The organism is Pseudomonas sp. NPDC089752 (genome assembly GCF_044748725.1).
Classification (GTDB): Bacteria; Pseudomonadota; Gammaproteobacteria; order Pseudomonadales; family Pseudomonadaceae; genus Aquipseudomonas.
Window position 1 is genome coordinate 146,208 of the sequence record NZ_JBIVGP010000008.1, and the last position, 22,790, is coordinate 168,997.

At 62.4% G+C, this 22,790-nt stretch carries 20 protein-coding genes and 1 pseudogene; 5 read left to right on the forward strand and 16 right to left on the reverse strand.

Features of this window, described 5'->3' with window-relative positions; all coding sequences use genetic code 11:
* Positions 1-46: 46 nt before the first annotated feature.
* The gene (locus tag ACIPZF_RS15440) at positions 47-661 is read right to left on the reverse strand and encodes a response regulator (protein WP_400800865.1); all 615 of its coding nucleotides are present in this window, start codon (positions 659-661) and stop codon (positions 47-49) included.
* A gap of 115 nt (positions 662-776) precedes the next feature.
* Here ACIPZF_RS15440 and ACIPZF_RS15445 point away from each other — a divergent pair.
* Positions 777-1,382 (forward strand): annotated as a pseudogene (locus tag ACIPZF_RS15445) (hybrid sensor histidine kinase/response regulator); the annotation flags it as partial.
* A gap of 456 nt (positions 1,383-1,838) precedes the next feature.
* Here the strand turns inward: ACIPZF_RS15445 and paaZ are convergent.
* The 15 genes from paaZ to paaF form a co-directional block, all read right to left on the reverse strand.
* Complete coding sequence (paaZ, locus tag ACIPZF_RS15450) at positions 1,839-3,893, reverse strand: phenylacetic acid degradation bifunctional protein PaaZ (RefSeq protein WP_400800868.1); 2,055 nt, start codon at positions 3,891-3,893, stop codon at positions 1,839-1,841.
* A gap of 38 nt (positions 3,894-3,931) precedes the next feature.
* Positions 3,932-5,164 (reverse strand): OprD family porin, encoded by a 1,233-nt coding sequence (locus tag ACIPZF_RS15455; RefSeq protein WP_400800871.1) that lies wholly within the window; start codon positions 5,162-5,164, stop codon positions 3,932-3,934.
* A 25-nt stretch (positions 5,165-5,189) separates the two neighbouring features.
* A complete protein-coding gene (locus ACIPZF_RS15460; RefSeq protein ID WP_400800874.1) occupies positions 5,190-6,752 on the reverse strand; it encodes a cation acetate symporter in 1,563 nt (520 codons plus the stop codon).
* A complete protein-coding gene (locus ACIPZF_RS15465) occupies positions 6,749-7,057 on the reverse strand; it encodes a DUF485 domain-containing protein (RefSeq protein WP_016391704.1) in 309 nt (102 codons plus the stop codon). The genes ACIPZF_RS15460 and ACIPZF_RS15465 overlap by 4 nt, the downstream gene beginning before the upstream one ends.
* 153 nt (positions 7,058-7,210) lie before the next feature.
* A complete protein-coding gene (gene paaE, locus ACIPZF_RS15470; protein WP_400800877.1) occupies positions 7,211-8,287 on the reverse strand; it encodes a 1,2-phenylacetyl-CoA epoxidase subunit PaaE in 1,077 nt (358 codons plus the stop codon).
* Positions 8,288-8,302: 15 nt separating this feature from the next.
* A complete protein-coding gene (gene paaD / locus ACIPZF_RS15475; protein ID WP_400800880.1) occupies positions 8,303-8,836 on the reverse strand; it encodes a 1,2-phenylacetyl-CoA epoxidase subunit PaaD in 534 nt (177 codons plus the stop codon).
* Complete coding sequence (gene paaC / locus ACIPZF_RS15480) at positions 8,823-9,581, reverse strand: 1,2-phenylacetyl-CoA epoxidase subunit PaaC (protein WP_400800882.1); 759 nt, start codon at positions 9,579-9,581, stop codon at positions 8,823-8,825. Before paaC ends, paaD begins: the two co-directional genes overlap by 14 nt.
* A gap of 8 nt (positions 9,582-9,589) precedes the next feature.
* Entirely contained in the window at positions 9,590-9,871 is a 282-nt protein-coding gene (gene paaB, locus ACIPZF_RS15485; protein ID WP_400800885.1) for a 1,2-phenylacetyl-CoA epoxidase subunit PaaB, read from the reverse strand.
* 25 nt (positions 9,872-9,896) lie between these two features.
* Complete coding sequence (paaA, locus tag ACIPZF_RS15490) at positions 9,897-10,886, reverse strand: 1,2-phenylacetyl-CoA epoxidase subunit PaaA (protein WP_400800888.1); 990 nt, start codon at positions 10,884-10,886, stop codon at positions 9,897-9,899.
* A 242-nt stretch (positions 10,887-11,128) separates the two neighbouring features.
* Positions 11,129-12,448, reverse strand: a complete 1,320-nt coding sequence (paaK, locus tag ACIPZF_RS15495; protein WP_400800891.1) for a phenylacetate--CoA ligase PaaK — start codon at positions 12,446-12,448, stop codon at positions 11,129-11,131.
* A gap of 108 nt (positions 12,449-12,556) precedes the next feature.
* Entirely contained in the window at positions 12,557-13,777 is a 1,221-nt protein-coding gene (pcaF, locus tag ACIPZF_RS15500; protein WP_400800894.1) for a 3-oxoadipyl-CoA thiolase, read from the reverse strand.
* Positions 13,770-14,225 (reverse strand): hydroxyphenylacetyl-CoA thioesterase PaaI, encoded by a 456-nt coding sequence (paaI, locus tag ACIPZF_RS15505; RefSeq protein WP_400800897.1) that lies wholly within the window; start codon positions 14,223-14,225, stop codon positions 13,770-13,772. Before paaI ends, pcaF begins: the two co-directional genes overlap by 8 nt.
* Positions 14,218-15,735: a 3-hydroxyacyl-CoA dehydrogenase PaaH gene (gene paaH / locus ACIPZF_RS15510; protein WP_400800900.1), complete on the reverse strand. Its 1,518-nt coding sequence runs from the start codon at positions 15,733-15,735 to the stop codon at positions 14,218-14,220. Before paaH ends, paaI begins: the two co-directional genes overlap by 8 nt.
* A gap of 2 nt (positions 15,736-15,737) precedes the next feature.
* Complete coding sequence (gene paaG, locus ACIPZF_RS15515) at positions 15,738-16,529, reverse strand: 2-(1,2-epoxy-1,2-dihydrophenyl)acetyl-CoA isomerase PaaG (RefSeq protein WP_400800902.1); 792 nt, start codon at positions 16,527-16,529, stop codon at positions 15,738-15,740.
* Positions 16,530-16,566: 37 nt separating this feature from the next.
* The gene (paaF, locus tag ACIPZF_RS15520) at positions 16,567-17,340 is read right to left on the reverse strand and encodes a 2,3-dehydroadipyl-CoA hydratase PaaF (RefSeq protein WP_400800905.1); all 774 of its coding nucleotides are present in this window, start codon (positions 17,338-17,340) and stop codon (positions 16,567-16,569) included.
* Between the two features lie 279 nt (positions 17,341-17,619).
* On the opposite strand from paaF, the gene paaY reads away from it, so the two are divergent.
* From paaY to ACIPZF_RS15540, 4 genes are all read left to right on the forward strand, one after another.
* Entirely contained in the window at positions 17,620-18,219 is a 600-nt protein-coding gene (gene paaY / locus ACIPZF_RS15525) for a phenylacetic acid degradation protein PaaY (protein ID WP_400800908.1), read from the forward strand.
* Between the two features lie 77 nt (positions 18,220-18,296).
* Positions 18,297-19,220, forward strand: a complete 924-nt coding sequence (gene paaX, locus ACIPZF_RS15530) for a phenylacetic acid degradation operon negative regulatory protein PaaX (RefSeq protein ID WP_400800911.1) — start codon at positions 18,297-18,299, stop codon at positions 19,218-19,220.
* A gap of 44 nt (positions 19,221-19,264) precedes the next feature.
* Positions 19,265-21,037, forward strand: coding sequence for an ATP-binding protein (locus ACIPZF_RS15535; RefSeq protein ID WP_400800914.1), 1,773 nt, complete (start codon positions 19,265-19,267; stop codon positions 21,035-21,037).
* Positions 21,038-21,159: 122 nt separating this feature from the next.
* A complete protein-coding gene (locus ACIPZF_RS15540; protein WP_400800916.1) occupies positions 21,160-21,705 on the forward strand; it encodes a hypothetical protein in 546 nt (181 codons plus the stop codon).
* Positions 21,706-22,790: the final 1,085 nt, after the last annotated feature.

The following is a 22,790-nucleotide window of genomic DNA, read 5'->3' on the forward strand; positions in this document are numbered from 1 at the left end:
AGCCAAGGATGATCTGCCCGCAAGCGGTCGCGCCCGACCAACGGCTTCAGGTGCCGGTGTATTTGACTGCCGCCGCCGTGCGGGTGGTGACATTCAACGCCTTGAGCAGCGATGAAACATGAATACGCACGGTAAACGGCGAGATATCCAGAGCGCGGGCGATTTCTTTATTGGTCTTGCCCTGGGCAATCAACCGCAGCACTTCTTGCTGACGATGGGTGAGCAGCTCAAGCTCGGACTCACTACCAAGGTTTGGCAATAGCCCTGAGGGTGCATACTTGACGAGTACTTCGCCCTCGCGAATGGCCAGGATCGCCGCGCCGATCTCGTCGGGGGCGATGCTTTTGCCGATGAAGCCATCGACCCCGCTGGCCAAAACCCGCTCGATCAGATCGGGCTCATCGACCATCGACACGATGATCAGCGTGGTACGGGACAATTGCTGGCGCAGGTCGGCCAGGCGGTCGATGCCGGTCAGGCCGGGGAAGCGCAGGTCGAGAATCAGCGTGTCCGGCACCTCTCCCTGGCTGGCAAGGTCCAGCACCTGCTGCAGGTCGCCGGCTTCTTCAAGCTGAGCGTGTGGCAACACCCTTTGCACGGTGCGAGCCATGGCTTCCCTGAAAAGCGGATGATCATCCGCCACGATGATGCGGCACGTCACGTCCTGACACTCCCTGTGAAGACCGGTTTCCCGGACCCTGCTAATTTAGCAGCTGACTTCGGTAACTGTCGCGCCGGGATGGCCGTTATGCGACACCGTACACAGGGACGTCAGCATGGACTACAACAAGAACAACGAACTCGACCAGGCCAACCTGCGGGTCATCGTCGCCAGCTGCGCGCTGGTCTACATCACCGTTCTGGGCTTTCTCCCCGGACATTCGCTGAACGACTACCTGCCGGTCATCTATTACATCGCCAGCTTCATCATCCTGTCGATCGGCCTGCGCCAGGCCATTGCCCGCTGGCCGGGGCATTACCCGTGGCGGCGGGTGCTGGGCATCGTGCATGACTACACCGGCACCTGTTTTGGCCTGGTACTGGGCGGCGAGGCAGCGCTGCCGCTGTATGCGGTGATGGTCTGGGTCAACCTGGGCAATGGCATGCGCTTCGGCACACGTTACCTGCTGATTGCCACCGTGCTGGCGCTGACGGCGCTGGTGGCGGTCTATCAGCTCAACCCCTACTGGCAGGCCAACCCGTTCATGGTGCTGATGCTGCTGACCACCAGCACCGTGATCCCGGTGTACGCCCACCTGCTGCTGGAGCGCACGCGCAAGGCATCTGAGCTGGCGATGGCAGCTACCCAGGAGAAGTCGCGTTTTCTGGCCCAAGCCAGCCACGACCTACGCCAACCGATCCACTCCATCGGCCTGTTCACCCACGGCAACGATAGCGCCGCTGGGCATCTGGCAGTTGTACTCGCCTTTGGCGGTGGTGACCGTGTAGTACGTAAGGGTGCTGTCGCTGCGCACGTCAGCCACCTTGCTTACCTTGGTGTTCAGGGCGAACTCGGCACGCTCTTTGAGGGTGTCGTTGGAGGGCTTGATGGTCTGGCAGCCGGTGACACCGACCAATACGGCGGCGCTCAGGAGGAGTTTGAGGGTGTTCATGACAGAGGGCTTCCTTGGCGTTGTTCTGTGCCGGACTATAGCGCCGAGGAACGGGCAGGGCAGTAGGGCGGATGTACGAGGTGGCGTTGTGCCTCTAATGGATGCTGTACCGGCCTCTGTGGGAGCGGGCTTGTCCCGCGAACACGGGCGACGCCCGTGCCATCCAGCGCGGAGCCTGCTTCGCGGGGCAAGCCCGCTCCCACAGAGGCCGGTACAGGCGACCCATCACTCAGGCTTTTTCAACACCAAGGTCAGAATGTCGTAGCTGGCCACCAGCTCACCCAGCTGGTTGGTCACCTCCACATCCCACGCCACCACACCTTGCGGCTGGCCGAGCGGGCTGGTCTTGCCCTGGTCGATCTTGCGCTTGCAGGTCAGCCGTGCCTGGATGGTGTCGCCAATGCCCACCGGGTTGATGAAGCGCAGCGTATCCAGGCCGTAGTTGGCCAATACCGGCCCGGCGCCTGGGGAGACGAACAGCCCGGCAGCGGCGGACAGTACGAAGTACCCATGGGCGATGCGCTTGCCGAACTGCGACTCTTTGGCAGCAATCTCGTCGAAGTGCATGTAGAAATGATCGCCCGAGAGGCAACCAAAGTTGACCAGGTCGGCTTCGGTCACCGTGCGTCGGTGGGTCAACAGCGATTCACCGATGCGCAGGTCCTCGAAATAGCGGCGGAACGGGTGTACCTCAGTCTCGATCACTTCGGCTCCGCGCACATATTCCCCAGTCACGGCGGTCAGCATGCTTGGCGAACCCTGTACGGCGGCACGTTGCAGGTAATGCTTGACCGCACGCAGGCCTCCCAGTTCTTCGCCGCCACCGGCGCGGCCTGGGCCGCCGTGCTTGAGCTGCGGCAGCGGGGAGCCATGCCCGGTAGATTCCTGTGCGGCCTCACGGTCCAGCACCAGCAGGCGACCATGCCAGGCGGCAGCGGCAGGAATCGCCTTGGCGGCTACGGCGCGGTCGGCGGTGACCAGGGTCGCCACCAGGCTGCCTTTGCCGCGCGCCGCCAGAGCCAGAGCTTCGTCCAGATCGTCGTAGGCCATCAAGGTACTGACCGGGCCGAATGCTTCGATATCGTGGGCACCGCCCTCGGCATGCGGGTCGCGGGCCTGGAGCAGGGTCGGCGCGAAGAACGCCCCTTCGGCAACGCCTTCGCCACGCGGGGCAAAGCCGTCGCTGGCGCCGAACAATTGGTCGCAGCTTTGCAGCAAGGCACGCACACGCTCGCCGACGTCACGCTGCTGGTCGTGCGAGGCCAGGGCGCCCATGCGCACCCCTTCCAACGCCGGATCGCCGACCACCACCTTGCTCAGGCGCTCACGCAGACGCGTAGCCACGGCATCCAGATGCTTGGCGGGGACGATGGCGCGGCGGATGGCGGTGCATTTCTGCCCGGCCTTGGTGGTCATCTCGCGCACCACTTCCTTGATGTACAGGTCGAACTCTTCGCTGTCTGGCGTGACGTCAGGGCCCAGGATCGCGCAATTGAGCGAGTCGGCCTCGGCGGTGAAGGGCACCGAGTTGCGGATCAGGTTGGGGGTCACGCGCAGTTTGGCCGCCGTATCGGCGGAGCCGGTGAAGGTCACTACATCCTGGCCTTGCAGGCGGTCGAGCAGGTCGCCGGTGCTGCCGATCACCAGCTGCAGGCTGCCAGCCGGCAACAGGCCGGATTCGTTCATCAGGCGCACCACCGCTTCGGTCAGGTAGCTGGTGGAGGTGGCCGGTTTGACGATGCAAGGCATGCCGGCGAGGAAGGTCGGGGCAAACTTCTCCAGCATGCCCCAGATCGGGAAGTTGAACGCATTGATGTGCACGACCACGCCCGCACGCGGCACCAGGATGTGAGAACCGGCAAAATGGCCCTGCTTGCCCAACGGGATCGCCGGCCCTTCATGCACCAGATTGCCCGATGGCAGTTCACGGCTGCCGATACCGGCATAGGAGAACAGCGTGGCGTTGCCGCCCTCGATGTCGATCCAGCTGTCGGCACGGGTGGCGCCGCTGTGGTGGGAGAGTGCGTAAAGCTGCTCTTTGCGCTCGGCCAGGTACAGCGCAATGGCTTTGAGGCGGGCGGCACGCTGCTGGAAGTCCATGGCCATGAGCTCGGCCAGGCCGCGGTTACGGGCGAACTCAACGGCTTCGGCGAAGTCCGGGCGCTCTTCGTGGCTGTAGGCCAGGACGTGGCCATCCAGGGCGCTGCGCAGGGCCTGGGCGCCGTGTTGGCCGATCCAGCGGCCGGCGATGAAGCTCTGCAGGGTAGGGGCGTCAGACATGCTGTTCTCCATGCTGTTCAAGTGGGGTGGGGGCGCTGTTACCACAGCGCCACGGTGTAGCCGATGATCAGGCGGTTCTCATCCACGGCGTTGGTCAGGCCATTGCCGGAACGGAAGGTGACGTTGCGCCAACGCAGACTGACGTCCTTGAACGGGCCGCTCTGGATGACGTAGGTCAGGTCTGTGTCGCGTTCGCGCTCGCGGCCATTGCTGACGGTGGCTGTCTCGGCGTGGCGGCCGTCGGTGTAGCGGGTCATGAAGCTCAGGCCCGGAATACCCAGGGCGACGAAGTCGTAGTCGTAACGCACTTGCCAGGAGTCGAGGCCGGCGCGGGTGAAGGTGTTGTAAGTCACCAGGTTGACGGTGAACGGGTCACCGCCGTTGACGAACGGGAAGGCGCTGTCGCCGGACATCTGCTGCCAGGTGGCGGTGAATTTATGGGCGCGCACGCCGAGGGTGAACATGGCGTTGAAGTTGCGGTTGTCGATGTTGCCGGCGCGTTCGGCGCCGTCGTTGCGGCTGTCGAAGTAGCGCAGGTCGGTGCGCAGGCTCAGGCCTTCGCCCAGCGGGCGGGTATCTACCAAGCCGATGAATTGCTGGCGGTAGATGTCTTCCAGCTTGGCGTAGTAGTAGCTGACACTGGTCTGCGGGGTGATCGCGTAGCTGCCACCGCCGAAGTCGAGGTGGTCACTGCTGGCGGCGCCGTAGCCCATGTCGTCGCGCCCGGACGAGTCGCGCAGGTTGGTTTTGCTGAGGCGCCCGGCATTCAGGGTCAGCCGGTCGATGTCCTGGCTGGTCAGCTGGCCGCCCTGAAAGGTAGAGGCCAGCAAGCGACTGTCGTTGTACACCACCACCGGAAGGATCGGCTGCAGGGTGCCCAGGCGCAGGGTGCTCTTGGCCACCCGTAGCTTGCCGGTCAAACCCAACTCACTGTAATTGTCGACCGGTTCAAGGCTGTTCGGGCCGAACGGCAGCAGGCCGGTGTTGCGCCGGTCGGGGCTGGAGTCGAGCTTGATGCCCAACTGGCCCATGGCGTCCACGCCAAAGCCCACCGGGCCTTCGGTGAAACCCGATTCCAGTCGGGCGGTAAAGCCTTGGCCCCATTCCTCGGCCTTGGCTTGCGGCGCATTGTTCTGCCGGAAGTCACGGTTGAGGTAGAGGTTGCGCAGGTCCAGCCGTGCGTGGCTGTCGCCGATGAAGTCCGCCAGGGCCGGCAAAGGCAGGGCGAGTGTGGCCAGCCACGCGGCAGACGTGAAGTGCATGCGGTTCATTGATGATGTTCCCCAGAGTCAGAGTTCAGTGCTTGCTGGCACCCGCGGCGCCGATGCCGGTCATCGAGCGGATGAACTGGGCGAGATAGCGCCCACGTTCTTCGCTGGCACGCTCAGAGGCGTCCGTCACCGAAAACGCCCAGGCACCGAGGAACGCAAGGCTCATGGAGAACAGGGCTGGGTTGCTATAGGGAAACAATGCTTGTTCGTGGTGCAGCACGTTGACCCACACCGCCGGGCCCAACACCACCAGTACCACTGCCGACACCAGGCCGGCCATGCTGCCGCACACCGCACCACGGGTGGTCAGACCCTTCCAGAACATCGAAAGCAGCAGCACCGGGAAGTTGACCGAGGCAGCCACGGCCAGCACGAGGCCGGAGAGGAAAGCGATATTCTGCGACTCGAACACCAGGCCCAGCACCACCGCCAGCATGCCGATCACCAGCGTGGCGATCCGCGATACGCGCATTTCCTGCTGTTCCGTGGCCTGGCCTTTGCACAGCACGCAGGCATACAGGTCATGGGATACGGCCGAAGCACCGGACAGGGCCAGGCCCGCCACCACGGCGAGGATCGTGGCGAAGGCGACAGCAGAGATGAAGCCCAGGAACAGGTTGCCGCCCACGGCTTGCGCCAGGTGCACGGCGACCATGTTGCCGCCGCCGATGATCGCGCCGCTGGCATCACGGTAGGCGGGTTCGGTGCCGACCATGACAATGGCGCCGAAGCCGATGACGATCAGCAGCAAGTAGAAGTAGCCAATGAAACCGGTGGCGTAGAACACGCTCTTGCGCGCTTCCTTGGCATCACTGACGGTAAAGAAGCGCATCAGGATATGCGGCAGGCCAGCGGTGCCGAACATCATGCCCAGGCCCAGCGATATCGCGTCCACCGGGTTCGACAGCAAGCCGCCGGGCGCCATGATCGCCTGGCCCTTGGCATGCACGGCCACGGCGTTGGCGAACATCGCTTCGGTGCTGAAACCGAAATGCTTGAGCACCATGAACGCCATGAACGTGGTGCCAGACAGCAGCATGACCGCCTTGATGATCTGCACCCAGGTGGTGGCGAGCATGCCACCGAAGGTGACATAGGCGACCATCAGCACGCCGACCAGCATCACGGCGTACAGGTAGCTGATGCCGAACAGCAGCTCGATCAGCTTGCCGGCCCCGACCATCTGCGCCACCAGGTACATCAGCGCCACCACCAGGGTGCCGAAAGCTGACGTCAGACGCACCGGGGTCTGCGCCAACCGGTACGACACCACATCAGCGAAGGTGTACTTGCCCAGGTTGCGCAGGCGCTCGGCGATCAGGAACAGGATGATCGGCCAGCCGGCCAGCACGCCCAGGGCATACAGCAGGCCGTCGTAGCCGTTCATGAACATCATGGCCGATATGCCCAGGAAGGACGCGGCGCTGATCATGTCACCGGCGATCGCCAAGCCGTTCTGCATGCCGCTCAGGCCACCGCCGGCGGTGTAGAAGTCGCTGGCCGACCGGGTGCGCAGGGCGGCCCAGCGGGTCACCAGCAGGGTGAAACAGACGAACACCATGAACATCGAGATGGCAGTCCAGTTCATTGCGCGCACTCCTGCTTGACCTTGTCGTTGAGCGGGTCGAGCACGTTGTTGGCGCGGTGCACGTAGATGCCGGTGAGGGCGAAGGACAACAGCACCATGAGCACCCCGACCAGCATGCCGACGGTGGTGACGCCGCCGCTCAGGGATTGGCCCAAGGTGCTGGGGGAGAACGCCACCAGTAGGACGAAGCCGTAGTAGATGACCAGCATGGCCAGGGTCAGGCTGCCGTTGAGGCGGCGTTTGCGCCGGACCAGGTGCTGGAAGTCGGGGTGGTTGCTGATGCTCTCGATGTGTTCGGGGGTCATGGCAAGCGATCTCTGGGTGTTGTAATTGTTTTTGGTGAGGTCACGCGGGTTTTGCTGGGTTGCTGAGGGCGCTATCGCGGATGAATCCGCTCCTACAAGAGCGGCGCAGACCCCTGTAGGAGCGGATTCATCCGCGAAAAAGGCGACGCGGTCTTACAGTTGATCGAAATCGAGCACCACCTTGTCGCTGACCGGGTAGGTCTGGCACGACAGCACATACCCGGCCGCCACTTCGTAGTCCTCCAGCGCATGGTTGCTGTCCATCTCCACCTCGCCCTCGATCACCCGGCACTTGCAGGTCGAGCACACCCCGGCCTTGCACGAATAGGGCAGCTCTGCGCCGATGGCGTTGCCGGCGTCCAACACGTTCTGGGTGTTGCGCGGCAAATCGAAGCTGAGCGCGCGGCCATCACTGATCACCGTGATGTGGCTGAGCGCCGAATCGACCTGGCGCGCCGCCTCGCGGGCTTCACGGCGGGTTTCGCTGCCGGCAGCGGCGAACAGTTCGAAATGAATGCGGTCCTCGGCCATGCCATTGGCCTGCAGGCTGTCTCGCACGGTTTCGGTCATTGCTTGCGGGCCGCAAATGAACGCAGCGTCAAGGCTGGCCACGTCCATCCAGCGAGAGAACAGCTGGCCACACTTGTCGGCATCGATGCGGCCGTTGTAGAGGTCGACGTCCTGCTGCTCGCGGCTGAACACGAAGATCAGGTTGAGGCGGTCGAGGTAGCGGTTTTTCAAGTCTTCAAGGGTGTTGCGAAACAGCGCGCCCGAGCTGGAACGGTTGCCGTACAGCAGGGTGAAGCGGCTGTGCGGTTCACTGGCCAAGGTAGTGGCGATGATCGACAAAATCGGTGTGATACCGCTGCCGGCGGCCACGCCCAGGTAGTTGCCCCGGCGAGTTGGCTGCAGCGGCACGAAGAAGTTGCCAGACGGCGGCATCACCTCCAGTTGCGCGCCCGCTTTGAGCACGTCATTGGCGAACGCCGAGAAACGCCCGCCTGGCACGCGCTTGACGGCCACGCGCAGCTCGCCGTCCTGCACCGCGCTACAGATGGAATAGGAGCGGCGCACTTCTTCATTGTCCAGTTGGGTGCGCATCACCAGGTACTGGCCCTGGGTGAAGCGGAAGGCGTCGTGCAGATGCGACGGCACGTCGAAGGCTATCGATACCGCGTCGCGGGTTTCGTTGCGCACTTGCTTGATGGTCAGGCTGTGAAACTGGCTCATGGTGGTCTCCACGGCTCAAATGCATTTGAAGTAGTCGAACGGCTCCAGGCACGCGCGGCAGCGGTACAGCGCCTTGCAGGCCGTGGAGCCGAACTGGCTGAGCAGCTCGGTGTGCTGGCTGCCGCATTGCGGGCAGCACACCTCGGGCGCCTCACCGAGCAGGCTGCGCTTGCTGGTGCTGCCGCTGGGCGGGGCGATGCCGTAGGCTTGCAAGCGTTCACGGCCCAGCGCGCTGATCCAGTCGGTGCTCCAGGCGGGGGTCAAGCGGCGCTCGAGTTCGGGCGCAGGAAAACCGGCTTGTTCCAGCGCCTGCCGGATATCCCCCTCGATCACCTCGGTGGCCGGGCATCCGGAATAGGTGGGTGTGACCACCAGGTACAGGTGTCCAGAGCGCCAGTCCAGGTCGCGGACAATGCCTAAGTCGACGACGCTGACCACTGGCACTTCGGGGTCCATGACCTGGCCCAGCACGTCCCAGGCTCGCGCCAGGTCATCGCCTTGCTCAGCCCGTGCGCCGCGATCGCCGACGATCAGTTCACCAGGTTGCATCGGGGTAGGCCCTTGGCAGGAACTGCATCTCGGCCAGCAGCAGCCCCAGGTGCTCGGTGTGCAGCCCTTGCCGGCCACTGAGGTAGAAATGGCTGGCGGCCTTTGGCAGCGGCAACTCCACCGAAGCGAAGGTAGCGCTGACCTGTTTGAGCCAATCGGCGCCAACCTGCACAGGGTCGGCAGCGATGCCAGCTTCGGCCAGTTGCACCTCGTGATCGCTGCCCGCCGTGAGTTCGACGGTGAAGCGCCACAGCGTCGGAATCGCTTCCAGCATGCGTCGACGGCTCTCTTCGGTACCGCCGCCCAGGCGCTGCACCCACTCGGATGAGCGGCGCAAGTGGTAGGTGACTTCCTTGAGCGCCTTGGCAGCGATACCGGCGATGCGCGCGTCGCTAGAGTCGGCCAGGCGCTGGAGCACAGCATGGTGCCAGGCGTCATAAAGGAACTGCTTGGCCATGGTCACGGCGAAGTCGCCATTGGGTTGTTCGACCAGCAACAGGTTGCGATAGGCCCGTTCATCGCGGCGAAAGGCCAGGGCATCGGCATCGCGGCCATCGTCCAGCAGCTCGGCGGCGTACTCCAGCCAGTTGCGCGCCTGGCCCACCAGGTCGAGGCCGACGTTCATCAAGGCCAGCTCTTCTTCCAGTGCCGGTGCGTGGCCGCACCATTCGCACAGGCGCTGACCCTGGACCAGGGCACTGTCGCCGAGCAACAGCAGGTAAGGGATGAGATCGTGCTTGTGCATGGCCAACCTCACATGTGCCCGACTTCGTCGGGCAGTTCGTAGAAGCTGGCGTGGCGATAGACCTTGTCGTCCGACGGCGCGAACAGCGGGTCTTTTTCGTCAGGCGAGGAGGCGGTGATCAGCGCCGAGGGCACGACCCACAGGCTGACCCCTTCGCTGCGGCGGGTGTACAGCTCGCGCGCGTTCTCGATCGCCATGGCGGCGTCGGCGGCATGGACGCTGCCGACATGCTTGTGGTTCAGGCCGTGCTTGCTGCGCACGAATACCTCGAAGAGGGTCCAGACAGACATTTCAGATCTCCGCATCAATCGCCGCTCAGGCGGCGTTCTTGTTCTGTTGCTTGCGTGCATAGGCCACGGCCGCTTCGCGTACCCAGGCGCCATCCTCGATGGCCTTGCGCCGGGTGGCGACGCGTTCCTGGTTGCACGGGCCGTTACCTTTAATGACTTCGTAGAACTCGTCCCACTGGATTTCGCCGAAGTCGTAGTGGCCGCGGGCTTCGTTCCATTTCAGGTCGGGGTCAGGCGCGCTGCAGCCGAGCAGTTCGAGCTGGGGCACAGTCTGGTCGATGAAGCGCTGACGCAGCTCGTCATTGGTCTGGCGCTTGATCTTCCAGGCCATCGACTGGGCGCTGTTGGGGGAGTGTTCATCGCTGGGGCCGAACATCATCAGGGCCGGCCACCACAGGCGGTTGATGGCGTCCTGGACCATGTCCTTCTGCGCCTGTGTGCCCTGGCGCATCATGGTCAGCAGCAACTCGTAGCCCTGGCGCTGGTGGAAGCTTTCTTCCTTGCAGATGCGCACCATCGCGCGGGAGTAGGGGCCGTACGAGGTGCGCTGCAGCACCACCTGGTTGACGATGGCCGCGCCATCGACCAGCCAGCCCACGGCGCCCATGTCGGCCCAGCTCAGGGTCGGGTAGTTGAAGATGCTCGAATACTTGGCCTTGCCGCTGTGCAGCTTGGCGATTTCTTCGTCGCGGTCGGCGCCGAGGGTTTCCATGGCGCTGTACAGGTACAGGCCGTGACCGGCCTCGTCCTGGATCTTGGCCATCAGCTGCAGCTTGCGCTTGAGGCTGGGGGCACGGGTGACCCAGTTGCCTTCGGGCAGCATGCCGACGATCTCCGAATGAGCATGCTGGGAGATCTGCCGGATCAGGGTCTGGCGGTAGGCCTCGGGCATCCAGTTCTTGGCTTCGATCTTGATCTCGGCGTCGATCTTCTCCTGGAAGTTGCGCTCTTCTGGCGACATCTCCTCCAACGACTTGACGCGTTTGACTCCGGTTTCCACTAGCTGTGCGTACATGTTCCGACTCCTGCTAAGGCATGAGCCATTTGTAAGCGATACAAAACATAACGTCAAACAGATTTATGCGTATCGAATAAGATTTGTGTATCACATACCGCCCTTTTCGCGGGGCAAGCCCGCTCCCACAGGGTGAATTGCATTACCTGTGGAAGCGGGCTTGTCCCGCGAATAGGCCACCAGCCACAATGCAAAAAAAAAAGCCCCAGCCTAAGCCGGGGCAATAATGGGCAGCTGTTGAATCAGCTGGCCAGGCGCTTATCAAAAACGTGACAAGCCTTGCCTTCAGAGCGCTTCAGCGTCCCGCAAGGCTGCAGCCGCACCTGGGTGCTGATGCCGATATAGGTCTTGATCTGCTTGGTCAATTCACCGGTAAGCAGCTTGCGCTGCCCGTCATCCATGGCCTGGCACTCGGCACGCAGCTCCACATGCACCTCGACACTATCCAAATTTCCATCACGATACAGATGTATCTCGTATAGCTCGGAAAGGTGTTTTATTTTAAGCACCTGTTCTTCAATCTGTGTCGGGAACACGTTGACCCCGCGAATGATCAGCATGTCATCGCTGCGCCCAGTAATCTTGCCGATGCGCCGCATCGGCCGCGCAGTGCCCGGCAGCAAGCGGGTCAGGTCGCGGGTGCGGTAGCGCACCATCGGCAGCGCCTCCTTGCTGAGCGAGGTGAACACCAGCTCGCCGAGTTGCCCGTCAGGTAACACTGCGCCGGTCACTGGATCGATGATTTCGGGGTAGAAGTGATCTTCCCAGATGGTCGGGCCATCCTTGGTCTCGATGCACTCCATGGCCACACCTGGCCCCATGATTTCGGACAGGCCATAGATATCCAGCGCATCGATGCCCAGGCGCTGCTCGATGGAGCGGCGCAGCTCGTCGGTCCAGGGCTCTGCACCGAAAATGCCGAGGCGCAGCTTGAGGTCGTGGGGGTCGATGCCCTGGCGTTCGATCTCGTCGGCCAGGTTGAGCATATAGGACGGCGTAACCATGATGATGTCGGGCTGGAAGTCGCGGATCAGCTGCACCTGCTTCTCGGTCTGGCCACCAGACATGGGGATCACGGTGCAACCAAGGCGTTCTGCTCCGTAGTGCGCGCCTAGCCCACCCGTGAACAGGCCGTATCCGTAGGATACATGCACCTTGTCACCCTTGCGCCCGCCGGCTGCGCGGATCGAGCGGGCGACCACGTTGGCCCAGGTGTCGATGTCATTCTGGGTGTAGCCGACTACCGTGGGTTTGCCAGTGGTGCCGCTGGAGGCGTGCAAGCGCACCACCTCCTGCTGAGGCACGGCGAACATGCCGTAGGGGTAGTTGTCGCGCAGGTCGTTCTTGCCGGTGAAGGGGAACTTCGCCAGGTCGTCGAGCGATTTCAGGTCATCGGGGTGGGCGCCGCATTCGTCGAAGCGCTTGCGGTACAGGGGCACATTGTCGTACGCGTGTTGCAGGCTCCAGCGCAAACGCTCCAGCTGGTGCTGACGCAGGGCGTCGACACTGGCGGTTTCCATCGGGTCCAGCAGGGCACGATCGGCATCATGGTACATGTTCATGGCTTCACTCGAATTGTTCTTGTTGGCCGGCGCTTCCTATGGAAAGGGGCCGTGAGTGTCATGGACGCAGCATAACCGGCGGCGTCGCGTTCAGTAACAAGCCATTGGTCAGAGACGCTCGATGACCATGGCAATGCCTTGGCCGACGCCGATGCACATGGTGCACAGGGCGTAGCGTCCGGCGGTTTCTTCCAGCTCATGCAGGGCGGTGGTGACCAGGCGCGCACCGCTCATGCCCAGCGGGTGGCCCAGGGCGATGGCGCCGCCGTTGCGATTGACCCGCGCATCGTCGTCGGCCAGGCCCAACTCGCGCAGCACGGCCAGGCCCTGTGCGGCGAATGCCTCGTTGAGCTCGATGACGTCCATGTCGGCCAGCGACAGGCCGGTCAGTTCCAGCACTTTGTGCGTAGCCGGTACCGGGCCGATGCCCATGAGGCGCGGTTCGACACCGGCCACGGCCATGCCGACAATCCGTCCACGCGCCTTGAGGCCATGGCGACGAGCCGCTGCGCTGCTGGCCAGCAGCAGTGCGCAGGCACCGTCGTTCACCCCAGAAGCATTGCCCGCCGTGACGCTGCCGCCCTGGCGGAACGGTGTACCGAGCTTGGCCAGCTGTTCCAGCGTGGTGTCGGCGCGTGGGTGCTCATCGTGCTCGACGCAAAGGGGTGGACCTTTGCGTTGACTGATCTCGACCGGCACGATCTCCCGCGCCAGGCGGCCACGGGCCTGGGCGGCGGCGGCCTTGTGCTGGCTGCGCAGGGCGAAGGCGTCCTGATCGGCACGGGAAATGGAGAATTGTTCAGCGACGTTCTCCGCCGTCTCCGGCATTGAGTCGATGCCATACTCGGCCTGCATTCGCTTATTGACGAAACGCCAGCCAATGGTCGTGTCGAACAGCTCGGCGCTGCGGCCGAATGCCTGCTCCGACTTGCCCATGACGAACGGCGCACGCGACATCGATTCGACGCCCCCGGCCAGCATCAGCCCAGCCTCGCCACAGCGCAGGGCGCGGGCGGCATTGCCGATGGCGTCCATGCCCGAGCCGCACAGGCGGTTGATCGTGGTGCCCGGCACGCTGATCGGCAAACCGGCCAGCAGCGCGGCCATGCGCGCCACGTTGCGATTGTCCTCGCCGGCCTGGTTGGCGCAACCGAGGATCACGTCGTCGATGGCGTTCCAGTCCAGCTGCGGGTGGCGTGCGACCAGCGCCTTGATCGGCACAGCGGCCAGGTCGTCGGCGCGCACGCAGCTGAGCGCGCCGCCGTAGCGGCCGATCGGTGTACGCACAGCGTCGATGATCAGCGCATCGAGGGACGTCTGTTCAGTCATTTGCGGTCTCCTGCGCGATCACCGTGCCGCGCACTTTGTAGGATTTGCCGTGGAACAAGGCGATCAGCTCGCCGTGCTGGTTTTCGATGCGTACGTCGTACAGGCCGGTGCGGCCCTTGCGGCTCAGTTCGGTTGCGGTCGCCGTGAGCACATCGTCGCGCAGGGCAGGGGCGACGTAGTCGATGCTGCAGCCCAGGGCGACAGTGGCTTCGTCGTAGCTGTTGCAGGCAAAGGCGAAGGCCGAATCGGCGAGAGCAAACAGGAAACCGCCGTGGCAGGTGCCGTGGCCCTGGATCATGTCGGTGCGCACCTGCATGCTTAGCCGGGCTTGCCCGGCGCTGGCCCCCAGCAGGCGGATACCCAAGGCCTGGCTGGCCTGGTCGCGGGAGAACATCGCATCGGCGCAGGCCTGGGCCAGTTCGTCCGGGGTGCGTTGCAGGTCAGTCATGCAGGCGGGCTCCTTGAGCGTGGCTGCGGCGCAGCAGCAGGGAAGGGCGGTAGCGGCTTTCGCCGTAACTCGATTGCAGGTTTTCCAGCACGCGCAGCGTGTAACCCAGGCCGATCTGCTCAGCCCAGGCCAGCGGCCCACGTGGGTAATTGACCCCGGCACACATGGCCAGATCGATGTCGGCAGCGCTGCCAACCCCTTGCAGCACCGCGTCAGCCGCTTCATTGGCGAGCATGGCCACCGTACGCAACACCACCAGGCCGGGCAGGTCGGCGAGCGCCGCCACCTTGATGCCAGCGCGCTGCAGCAGCGCAACCACCTGGTCGCGCGCAGCGACCGCCGTGTCCGCAGACCAGCTGATGGCGACGCGCGTGGCCGTGCGGTAGTCCAGGGCCAGGTCGACCAGCACCAGGTTGCGCAGGCCTTCTTCACGTGCACGCTGGCTGGCCAGGCGACCGTCAGACAGCACAAGCGTTGCGTCACCCACGTGGATAACGCCGTTGCCTGCTCGCTTGGTCAGGGCGATCCCGCTGTCGCGCAAACGCTCGACCAGAGGCTGCAGCGCGCCCAGATCGCCCTCGATCACGCAGTGCTCAATCGTCTGTGGACTCTGCAGCTCGGTCGGTTGCGCACGCTCGGCGTCCTCGGCGTAGCTATAGAAGCCCTGGCCGCTTTTGCGCCCCAGGCGGCCGGCATCGACAAGCTCTTTCTGCACCAGCGAAGGCTGGAAGCGAAAGTCACCATAAAAGGCATCGAACACCGAACAGGTCACCGCGTAGTTGACGTCATGGCCGATCAGGTCGGTGAGCTCGAATGCGCCCATGCGAAAGCCGCCGGCCTCTCGCAACAATGCATCGAGCGTCGCGCAATCCGCTGCGCCTTCCTGCAGCAGGCGCAGGCTTTCGGCATAGAATGGCCGCGCCACACGGTTGACGATGAAACCGGGTGTGGAACGGGTATGGACCGGCTTTTTTCCCCAGGCCTTTGCCGTTTCATAGAGGCTTGCGGCAACGGCTGGCTTGGTCGCAAGGCCCGCAACGATTTCAACCAGCGCCATCAACGGTGCCGGGTTGAAGAAGTGCATACCGACCACATTTTCAGGCCGAGCAAGGCCAGCCGCCAGGCTGGTGATCGACAAGGACGAGGTATTGCTGGCCAGGATGCAGTCGTCTGCGCACAGCGCTTCAAGCTGGCGCAGCAGGTCTTGTTTGACTTGAAGGTTCTCGACGATGGCCTCGATCACCAGCCGGGCATCGGCCAAGGCTTCGATTGCTTCCTCCGGCTGCAGGCGCGCAACGATGGCCTCGCGGGTATCCGGCCGCAGCTTGCCTTTTTCCACCAGGCGCCCGAGCTGGCGATCGATACCTGCCACAGCCTGTGCCGCGATACCAGGACGGTTGTCGTAGAGTTTCACCCGGTGGCCAGCCTGGGCCGCCACTTGGGCAATGCCGGCCCCCATGGCACCGGCACCGATGACTGCCACCAATGCGTTGTTGTCGAGTGCGCTCATGCTCAGCGCCCCTTGAATTCAGGTAGGCGCTTGTCCATGAAGGCGCTGACGCCTTCGCGGTAGTCCTCGCTGCGTCCGGCCAGGCGCTGCAGATCGCGCTCAAGCTCCAGCTGCTGATCGAAACCATTGTCGAAGCTGGCGTTGAGGCTGCGCTTGATCAGCGCCAGGCCGTAGGTCGGCTGAGTGGCGAGGTGGCGGGCGAGGGCGATGGCCTCGTCACGCAGCTCGGCATCATCGACCATCCGATGAATCAGGCCCCACTGCTGGGCCTGCTCGGCACTCAGGCGCTCGCCAAGCATCGCCAGCGCCTTGGCCCGAGCCATGCCGACCAGGCGCGGCAGCAGCCAGGTGCCACCGGAGTCCGGCACCAGGCCGATCTTGCAGAAGGCTTGGATGAAGCTTGCCGAGCGTGCGGCCAGTACCAGATCGCAGGCCAGCGGGATGTTTGCCCCGGCACCTGCCGCCACCCCATTTACCGCGCAAATGACCGGCAACGGCAGGTCGCGCAGGGTGCGAACCAGCGGGTTGTAGAATTTGTCGATGGACTCGCCCAGGTCAGGCACCGCCGCACCGGGTGCGACATTGCGGTCGGACAGGTCCTGGCCCGCGCAGAAGCCACGGCCTTCACCCGTCAGCAGCAGAACTCGCGCTTCACTGCTCTGGCGCACCTGCTTGAGCGCTTCGCGTACCTCCAGGTGCATCTGCGTGTTGAAGCTGTTGAGTTGCTCGGGCCGGTTGAGGATGAGCTGGGCAACGCCGCCCTCGATGGAAAACAGGATGTGCTCGAACGTCATGGAAGGCTCGCTCCGTCAGGGGGATGGGAAGGGCTGGTCAACGGCCTTTGAACTGGGCCGGGCGTTTTTCCTGGAAGGCGCGAATGCCTTCGTCACGGTCGGCGGTGCCGGCCAGCAAGGTGAAAGCGTGACGTTCGAAACGCAGGCCGCTGGCAAGATCGGTGTCACCCGCCTTGAGCAGTGCCTCCTTGGCAAGGCGCACCGCCAGCGGTGCCTTGGCGGCTATGCTGCGGGCTACTTGAAGCGCGCGCTCGACGGTCAGTTCGGGCTGGGTGATTTCGCTGATCAGGCCGGCCTGCAGCGCATGGCTGGCATCGATTGCCTCGCCGGTCAGCACCATCTGCATCGCCAGCGGCTTGCCCACGGCGCGCAGTAAACGCTGGGTGCCACCGGCACCGGGAATGATGCCGAGGTTGATTTCCGGCTGGCCGAACCGGGCATCGCTACCGGCGATGACGATGTCGGCGCACATCACCAGCTCACAGCCACCGCCCAGGGCGTAGCCGTTCACGGCGGCGACCAGCGGTTTTGAGAACGCGGCGATGCGTTGCCAGTGGGCAACGCGCGGGTCGTTGATCATTCCGATCAGATCACGCTCGGCCATTTCACGGATGTCGGCGCCCGCGGCGAACGCCTTGCGGCTGCCGGTTATGACCATGGCACGGGTCAGCTCGTCTGTTTCGGCGGTATCCAGTTCGGCGGCCAGCTCGGCCAACAGGTCGGTGCACAGTGCATTGAGAGCATCTGGGCGGTGCAGGGTGACCAGGCGAACGCCATCTTCAGTCGCCTGCACGTTGATAAAACGCGGCATGTCGGGATCCTCAGGCTGCTTGCACGGCGCATCGGATGGCCGGCATTTCTTGGAATTGTCTGCAGGGGCGATGATCGAGCACGCCCAGGTGCGATCAATATAACCACCATGCGATACACTCACGCAATAGCTAGACTGCGTTTCGGTATCTGTTTAGGTGGTCACTGTTAGTCGATACAGCCCGATTTTCGATGTAATATAGCCACGAGCCGCAATTGACGGCCACCGCAATAGCGATACAAGATCAATGTGAAATTCTGATCAATTAGGAAAATACCTATGCCGTGCTACCGCCTGGAAGGCTTGACCCCTGTCGTCGACCCGACAGCCTACGTCCACCCGAGCGCCGTACTGATCGGTGATGTCATCATCGGCCCGCACTGCTACGTCGGGCCGTTGGCTTCTTTGCGCGGTGACTTCGGCCGCATCGTTCTGGAAGAGGGCGCCAACCTGCAGGACACCTGCGTGATGCATGGTTTTCCGGGAGGCGACACGGTGATCGAGCGCAACGGCCATGTCGGCCATGGCGCAGTACTGCATGGCTGCCGCGTTGGGGCAGACGCCCTGGTCGGGATGAATGCCGTGGTCATGGATGGCGCCCTCATCGCGCCACGTTGCATCGTCGGCGCCACCGCCTTCGTCAAGGCAGGATTCGAATGCGCCGAGCAGAGCCTGGTGATCGGCTCTCCCGCCCAGGCCCTGCGCCAGCTGACCGATCAGGAGCTGAACTGGAAACAGCGCGGCACCGCCGAATATCAGCGCCTGAGCCAGCGCTGCATGGCCAGCCTGGTCGAGTGCCCACCACTGGCCGAACCTGAGGCCCAGCGCCCGCGCATGATTGACGGCGGATTCAGGCCCAAAGCCGCGGAGGGCGCATGAGCCTCCCTGAAACGCGCAATGGTCAGGCGGGACGCCGCACAGGTATAGTCGCTGCTTTCCCCGCGCACAGTTCCTCCATGAGCAACCTCGCCCCGCTGAACCATTTGATCACCCGTTTCCAGGAGCAGACGCCTATCCGCGCCAGTTCGCTGATCATCACCCTCTACGGCGATGCCATCGAGCCTCATGGCGGCACGGTCTGGCTTGGCAGCCTGATCAATCTGCTGGAGCCGATCGGCATCAACGAACGGCTGATCCGCACCTCGATCTTCCGCCTGACCAAGGAAGGCTGGCTCAGCGCCGAAAAAGTCGGTCGGCGCAGCTATTACAGCCTTACCGGCACCGGCCGACGACGCTTCGAGAAAGCCTTCAAGCGTGTCTACAGTCCCACCCAACCAGCATGGGATGGTGCCTGGACCCTGGTGTTGCTGTCGCAGCTCGACGCCGGCAAACGCAAAGCCGTGCGCGAAGAACTGGAATGGCAAGGGTTCGGCGCCATGGCGCCTAACGTGCTCGGCTCGCCGCGGGCGGACCGTGCCGACCTGGCGGCAACCCTGCGTGAGTTGGAGGCGGGCGACGAGAGTATTGTGTTCGAAACCCATGCTCAGGAGGTTTTAGCCTCCAAGGCCCTGCGCGCGCAGGTCCGGGAAAGCTGGCGTATTGACGAGCTCGGGCAGCAATACAGCGAGTTCATCCAGCTGTTCAGGCCGTTGTGGCAAGCCTTGAAAGAGCAGGACGAGCTCAACCCCGAGGACTGCTTCCTGGCTCGCACCCTGTTGATCCACGAGTACCGCCGCCTGCTGCTGCGTGATCCGCAGTTGCCAGACGAGCTGCTGCCGGGTGACTGGGAAGGCCGCGCGGCCAGGCAGTTATGCCGAAACCTGTATCGACTGGTGGTTGCCAAGACCGAAGCATGGCTCAATAGTGCACTGGAGACAGCTGATGGGCCGTTGCCAGACGTGAATGAAAGCTTTTACAAACGATTTGGTGGTCTGGGTTGAGCTTGTGAGGCTTAATAGCGCCTGACGATGTTGAAGGGACCGACATGACAACCATTACCCCACGCGTCCTTGAAGACGTTGCCTTTGGCGACCTGGACCTGTTGCATAGCATCAGCGTTGCACTGATCGGCGAGCAGGACCGCCAGGCGCTGTATGTCAAGATCGTTGATGCTGCAGCAAGCATAACCGGGTCGCAATTCGCCACGATGCAGATACTTTGCCCGCCCGATCACGGGTCAGGCCATGGCGGCAAGCTGCAACTGCTGTGCTCGCGTGGCCTGCCCCCGGATGCCATTCAGTTCTGGCAGTGGGTGAGCTACAACGCGTTGAGCAGCTGCGGGTTGGCCCTCAGGCGCGGCAAGCGTGCAATCATCTCGGACTTTGAGCTGTGGGACGAAATCGCCGGCACCGAGGAACTGCTCGCTTTTCGCAGTGCCGGCATCCGTGCAGCTCAGACCACACCACTGTTGTCACGCAGTGGTCGGTTATTAGGGATGATGTCCACCCATTGGACCCAGCCACATCACCCCTCGGATCGCGTCTTGCGCCTGCTCGACATCCTCGCGCGCACTGCTGCCGACTTGCTGGAGCGAACGTTGGCCGAAGAAGCCCTTCGTGAACTCAACGAAACGCTGGAACAACGGGTCGCGCAGCGCACTGCCGAGTTGATGGCCACCGAGGAAAAGCTGCGCCAATCGCAGAAAATGGAAGCGGTCGGCCAATTGACCGGCGGGCTGGCCCATGACTTCAACAATTTGCTCGGCGGCATCAGTGCTTCGCTGGAGCTGCTCAGCCTGCGCACTCAGCAGGGACGCATGGGGGATGTCGAGAGGCACATCAAAGCAGCCCGTCACTCCTGCAGCCGAGCAGCTACCTTGACCCACCGCCTGCTAGCGTTTTCCCGCCGACAAAACCTCGAGCCTCGCGCTGTAAAGGTGGCCACGCTGCTGCAGGAGATGAGCGAACTGGTTCAACGCACGGCGGGGCCTGGCATTGTGGTTGAAACAATCTGGGACCATGCGCTATGGCCTGCCTTCATCGACCCGAGCCAACTCGAGAATAGCCTGTTGAACCTGTGCAATAACGCCCGGGACGCCATGCCCCAGGGCGGGCGAATACAGCTTGAGGCCGGCAACCTAACGCTAAGCGCACAGCACGCCGAGCACTATGAAGTTGAGCCGGGGCAATATATTCAATTGAGCGTGACCGACACTGGGGTCGGCATGCCGCCCGAAGTACTGGCTCATGTCTTCGAGCCTTTCTTCACCACCAAACCCGAAGGGCAGGGCACAGGCCTTGGCCTTTCGATGATCTATGGCTTCGCCCAGCAATCGGGCGGCCAAGTGACAATCCGTTCGCGCGTGGGCGAAGGCACCCGGGTCGATCTGTATCTGCCTCGTCATCATGGCGAAATACCTGAACCCGACGCAATCGACGACAGGGCGCCTGCAGTGGCGTTACAGCAGGGCAAAACGGTACTGCTGGTCGAAGATGAACTCACCATGCGCATGGTCGTGGCGGAAACACTCCAAGATCTCGGCTATGAGGTACTTGAGGTTGGCGAAGCGGCTGCCGCGATTGAGCTCCTGCGCTCAGGGGTGAACATCGACTTGCTGATCAGCGACATCGGCCTGCCAGGGGGCATGGATGGATGGCAACTGGCTGAACAGGCGGTTGGGCTTGATAGCTCCTTGAAAACACTGTTCATCACCGGGTACTTGCAAGCCAGCGAGTTGGCTGCAGGCAGGCATGTCCTGATCAAGCCGTTCACGCTTGAGTCGCTGGGGATGCGTGTTGGCGAACTGTTGGTCGAGTAGGTCAGCTTTCGGGATGCTTAGGAATCATAACTACACTAAATGAGTATTTAGTGTAGTTATTCCTTAAGTTCATATCATAAGGGCAGGGTAGCTCATCTGGTGAGCTCAAGGAGCATCATGCAATGACACACTTTCCAGGCTGGATGCTTGAAAGCGCCCATAACTACCTCAAGGCCGCTGAGCTACTAGACGCCCAAAACCTCCCGCATGTCGCCATGGTCAACGCAGCAATCGGTATCGAAATCTTGCTGAAAAGCTTTATTTCCGTACCAGATCACCACCAAGGCACATCCGGCGAAACCTACAAGCTCGACGTCGAAGCGCTCAAAGCGGCTCACCAGCACTTGCAGTCAATCGGCAAGATTCCACCCAAGCAAAAGCGTGACGCGCACGATCTGCTGACGCTGTTCCACGCGATGCCTGCAGCTATTCGTGAAAGCCTGGCTCTGAACAGCCAGGAACATTCATTCGAGCGGTATCGCGATGTGTTCACCAACAACCGGTATCAGTATGAGTCAGCCAGCTGGAGGTTTTCCGATCCAGTGCTGATGAGGTTGCTGCGCTGGACGTTGGCCAACGTGGTCGGTTACTACAAGGAGCGAGGCTCGGAGGATCCGTTCGTGCTGGGTTACATCGCTGAGATCCAAGCTCGATCTGCAGCGCAGTGATCGAGGCCTGGGGCCTGGCTTCAAATCTGCTCACTCACGACCCCGGCAGCTTCATACGAAGATGCGCATAATGCATATTATGTTAAATCAGTACTTTGCCGAGCTGTCTATCATGTGTCGCTTGCACCCTAAAACCGGACGTTGCCTCGAAATTGCCAGAATCTATCTGTAGCCGTTGTGAAACACGGACACTCCTACCCCTAAAACCCCCGCAACCCAGAGCCCACAAGGCCTCCAGCGTCTTGGGGTTGCTTTCGAACGCCGGAAAACCTCAGAAATGCGGACACATATGCCTCTGAGTGCCTTCCGCAAACCCTTGAATCCATTGGGGCTCGTCAAAAAACGCTCGTTTGAACCGTTGCTCCGGTTTTCTGCGCTATCTGGACACTGGAATAATCTGCGGGATTTGCAAAATCACCCCTGCAAGCCAGTAAATCCAACGCCTCCAGGTTTTTTTGCACCTAATACGGACGCTTTCCTGGGCTCACGCCGAACCCCATAATCAGGACACTTTCCGTATTTTCAACGCTCAACGAGCCACAGTCCCCATGTGAAATACACGCACTTGTGGCCCGCAAAGAGACGCAACGCCAAGCAGACAAGCGCTCCAAGCCACGGGCTCCGGGCCTCACAGCAGTCCCCTCGATGTCGATCCTGGATTCAGCTCCTTGGAAACCGCTTACCAGCAAAGCTTTCGCACAGCTCATCCACGAACGACGCTCCGAGCCGTTTTCCTGAGAACGCAACGATAATGCGGACACTTTCCAAAGCCCGCCCTGAGCAACCACCAGGCGGGATCCCCGATTTTGCTGCCTTTGGTGTAATTTGCGGTCAATGCGGACACTTTCCGAAATCGACCTGCACGACAATAATGCGGACACTTTCGTATTGATAAGCTTGTAATGTGGACACTTTCGGGGGGGCGAAATGGACATTGGAGTGACGAAGCGTACTTATACCTATATTGCCACTTCACGCCAGTGATTAGAGAGTCTTAAAGAGGCTTCCTCATCCTGCAAACAATATAGAGGAAATTCGAATAGTTCCTTAAGCCCTGCACTCGAAGGTGGCCACTGAAGCGAAAG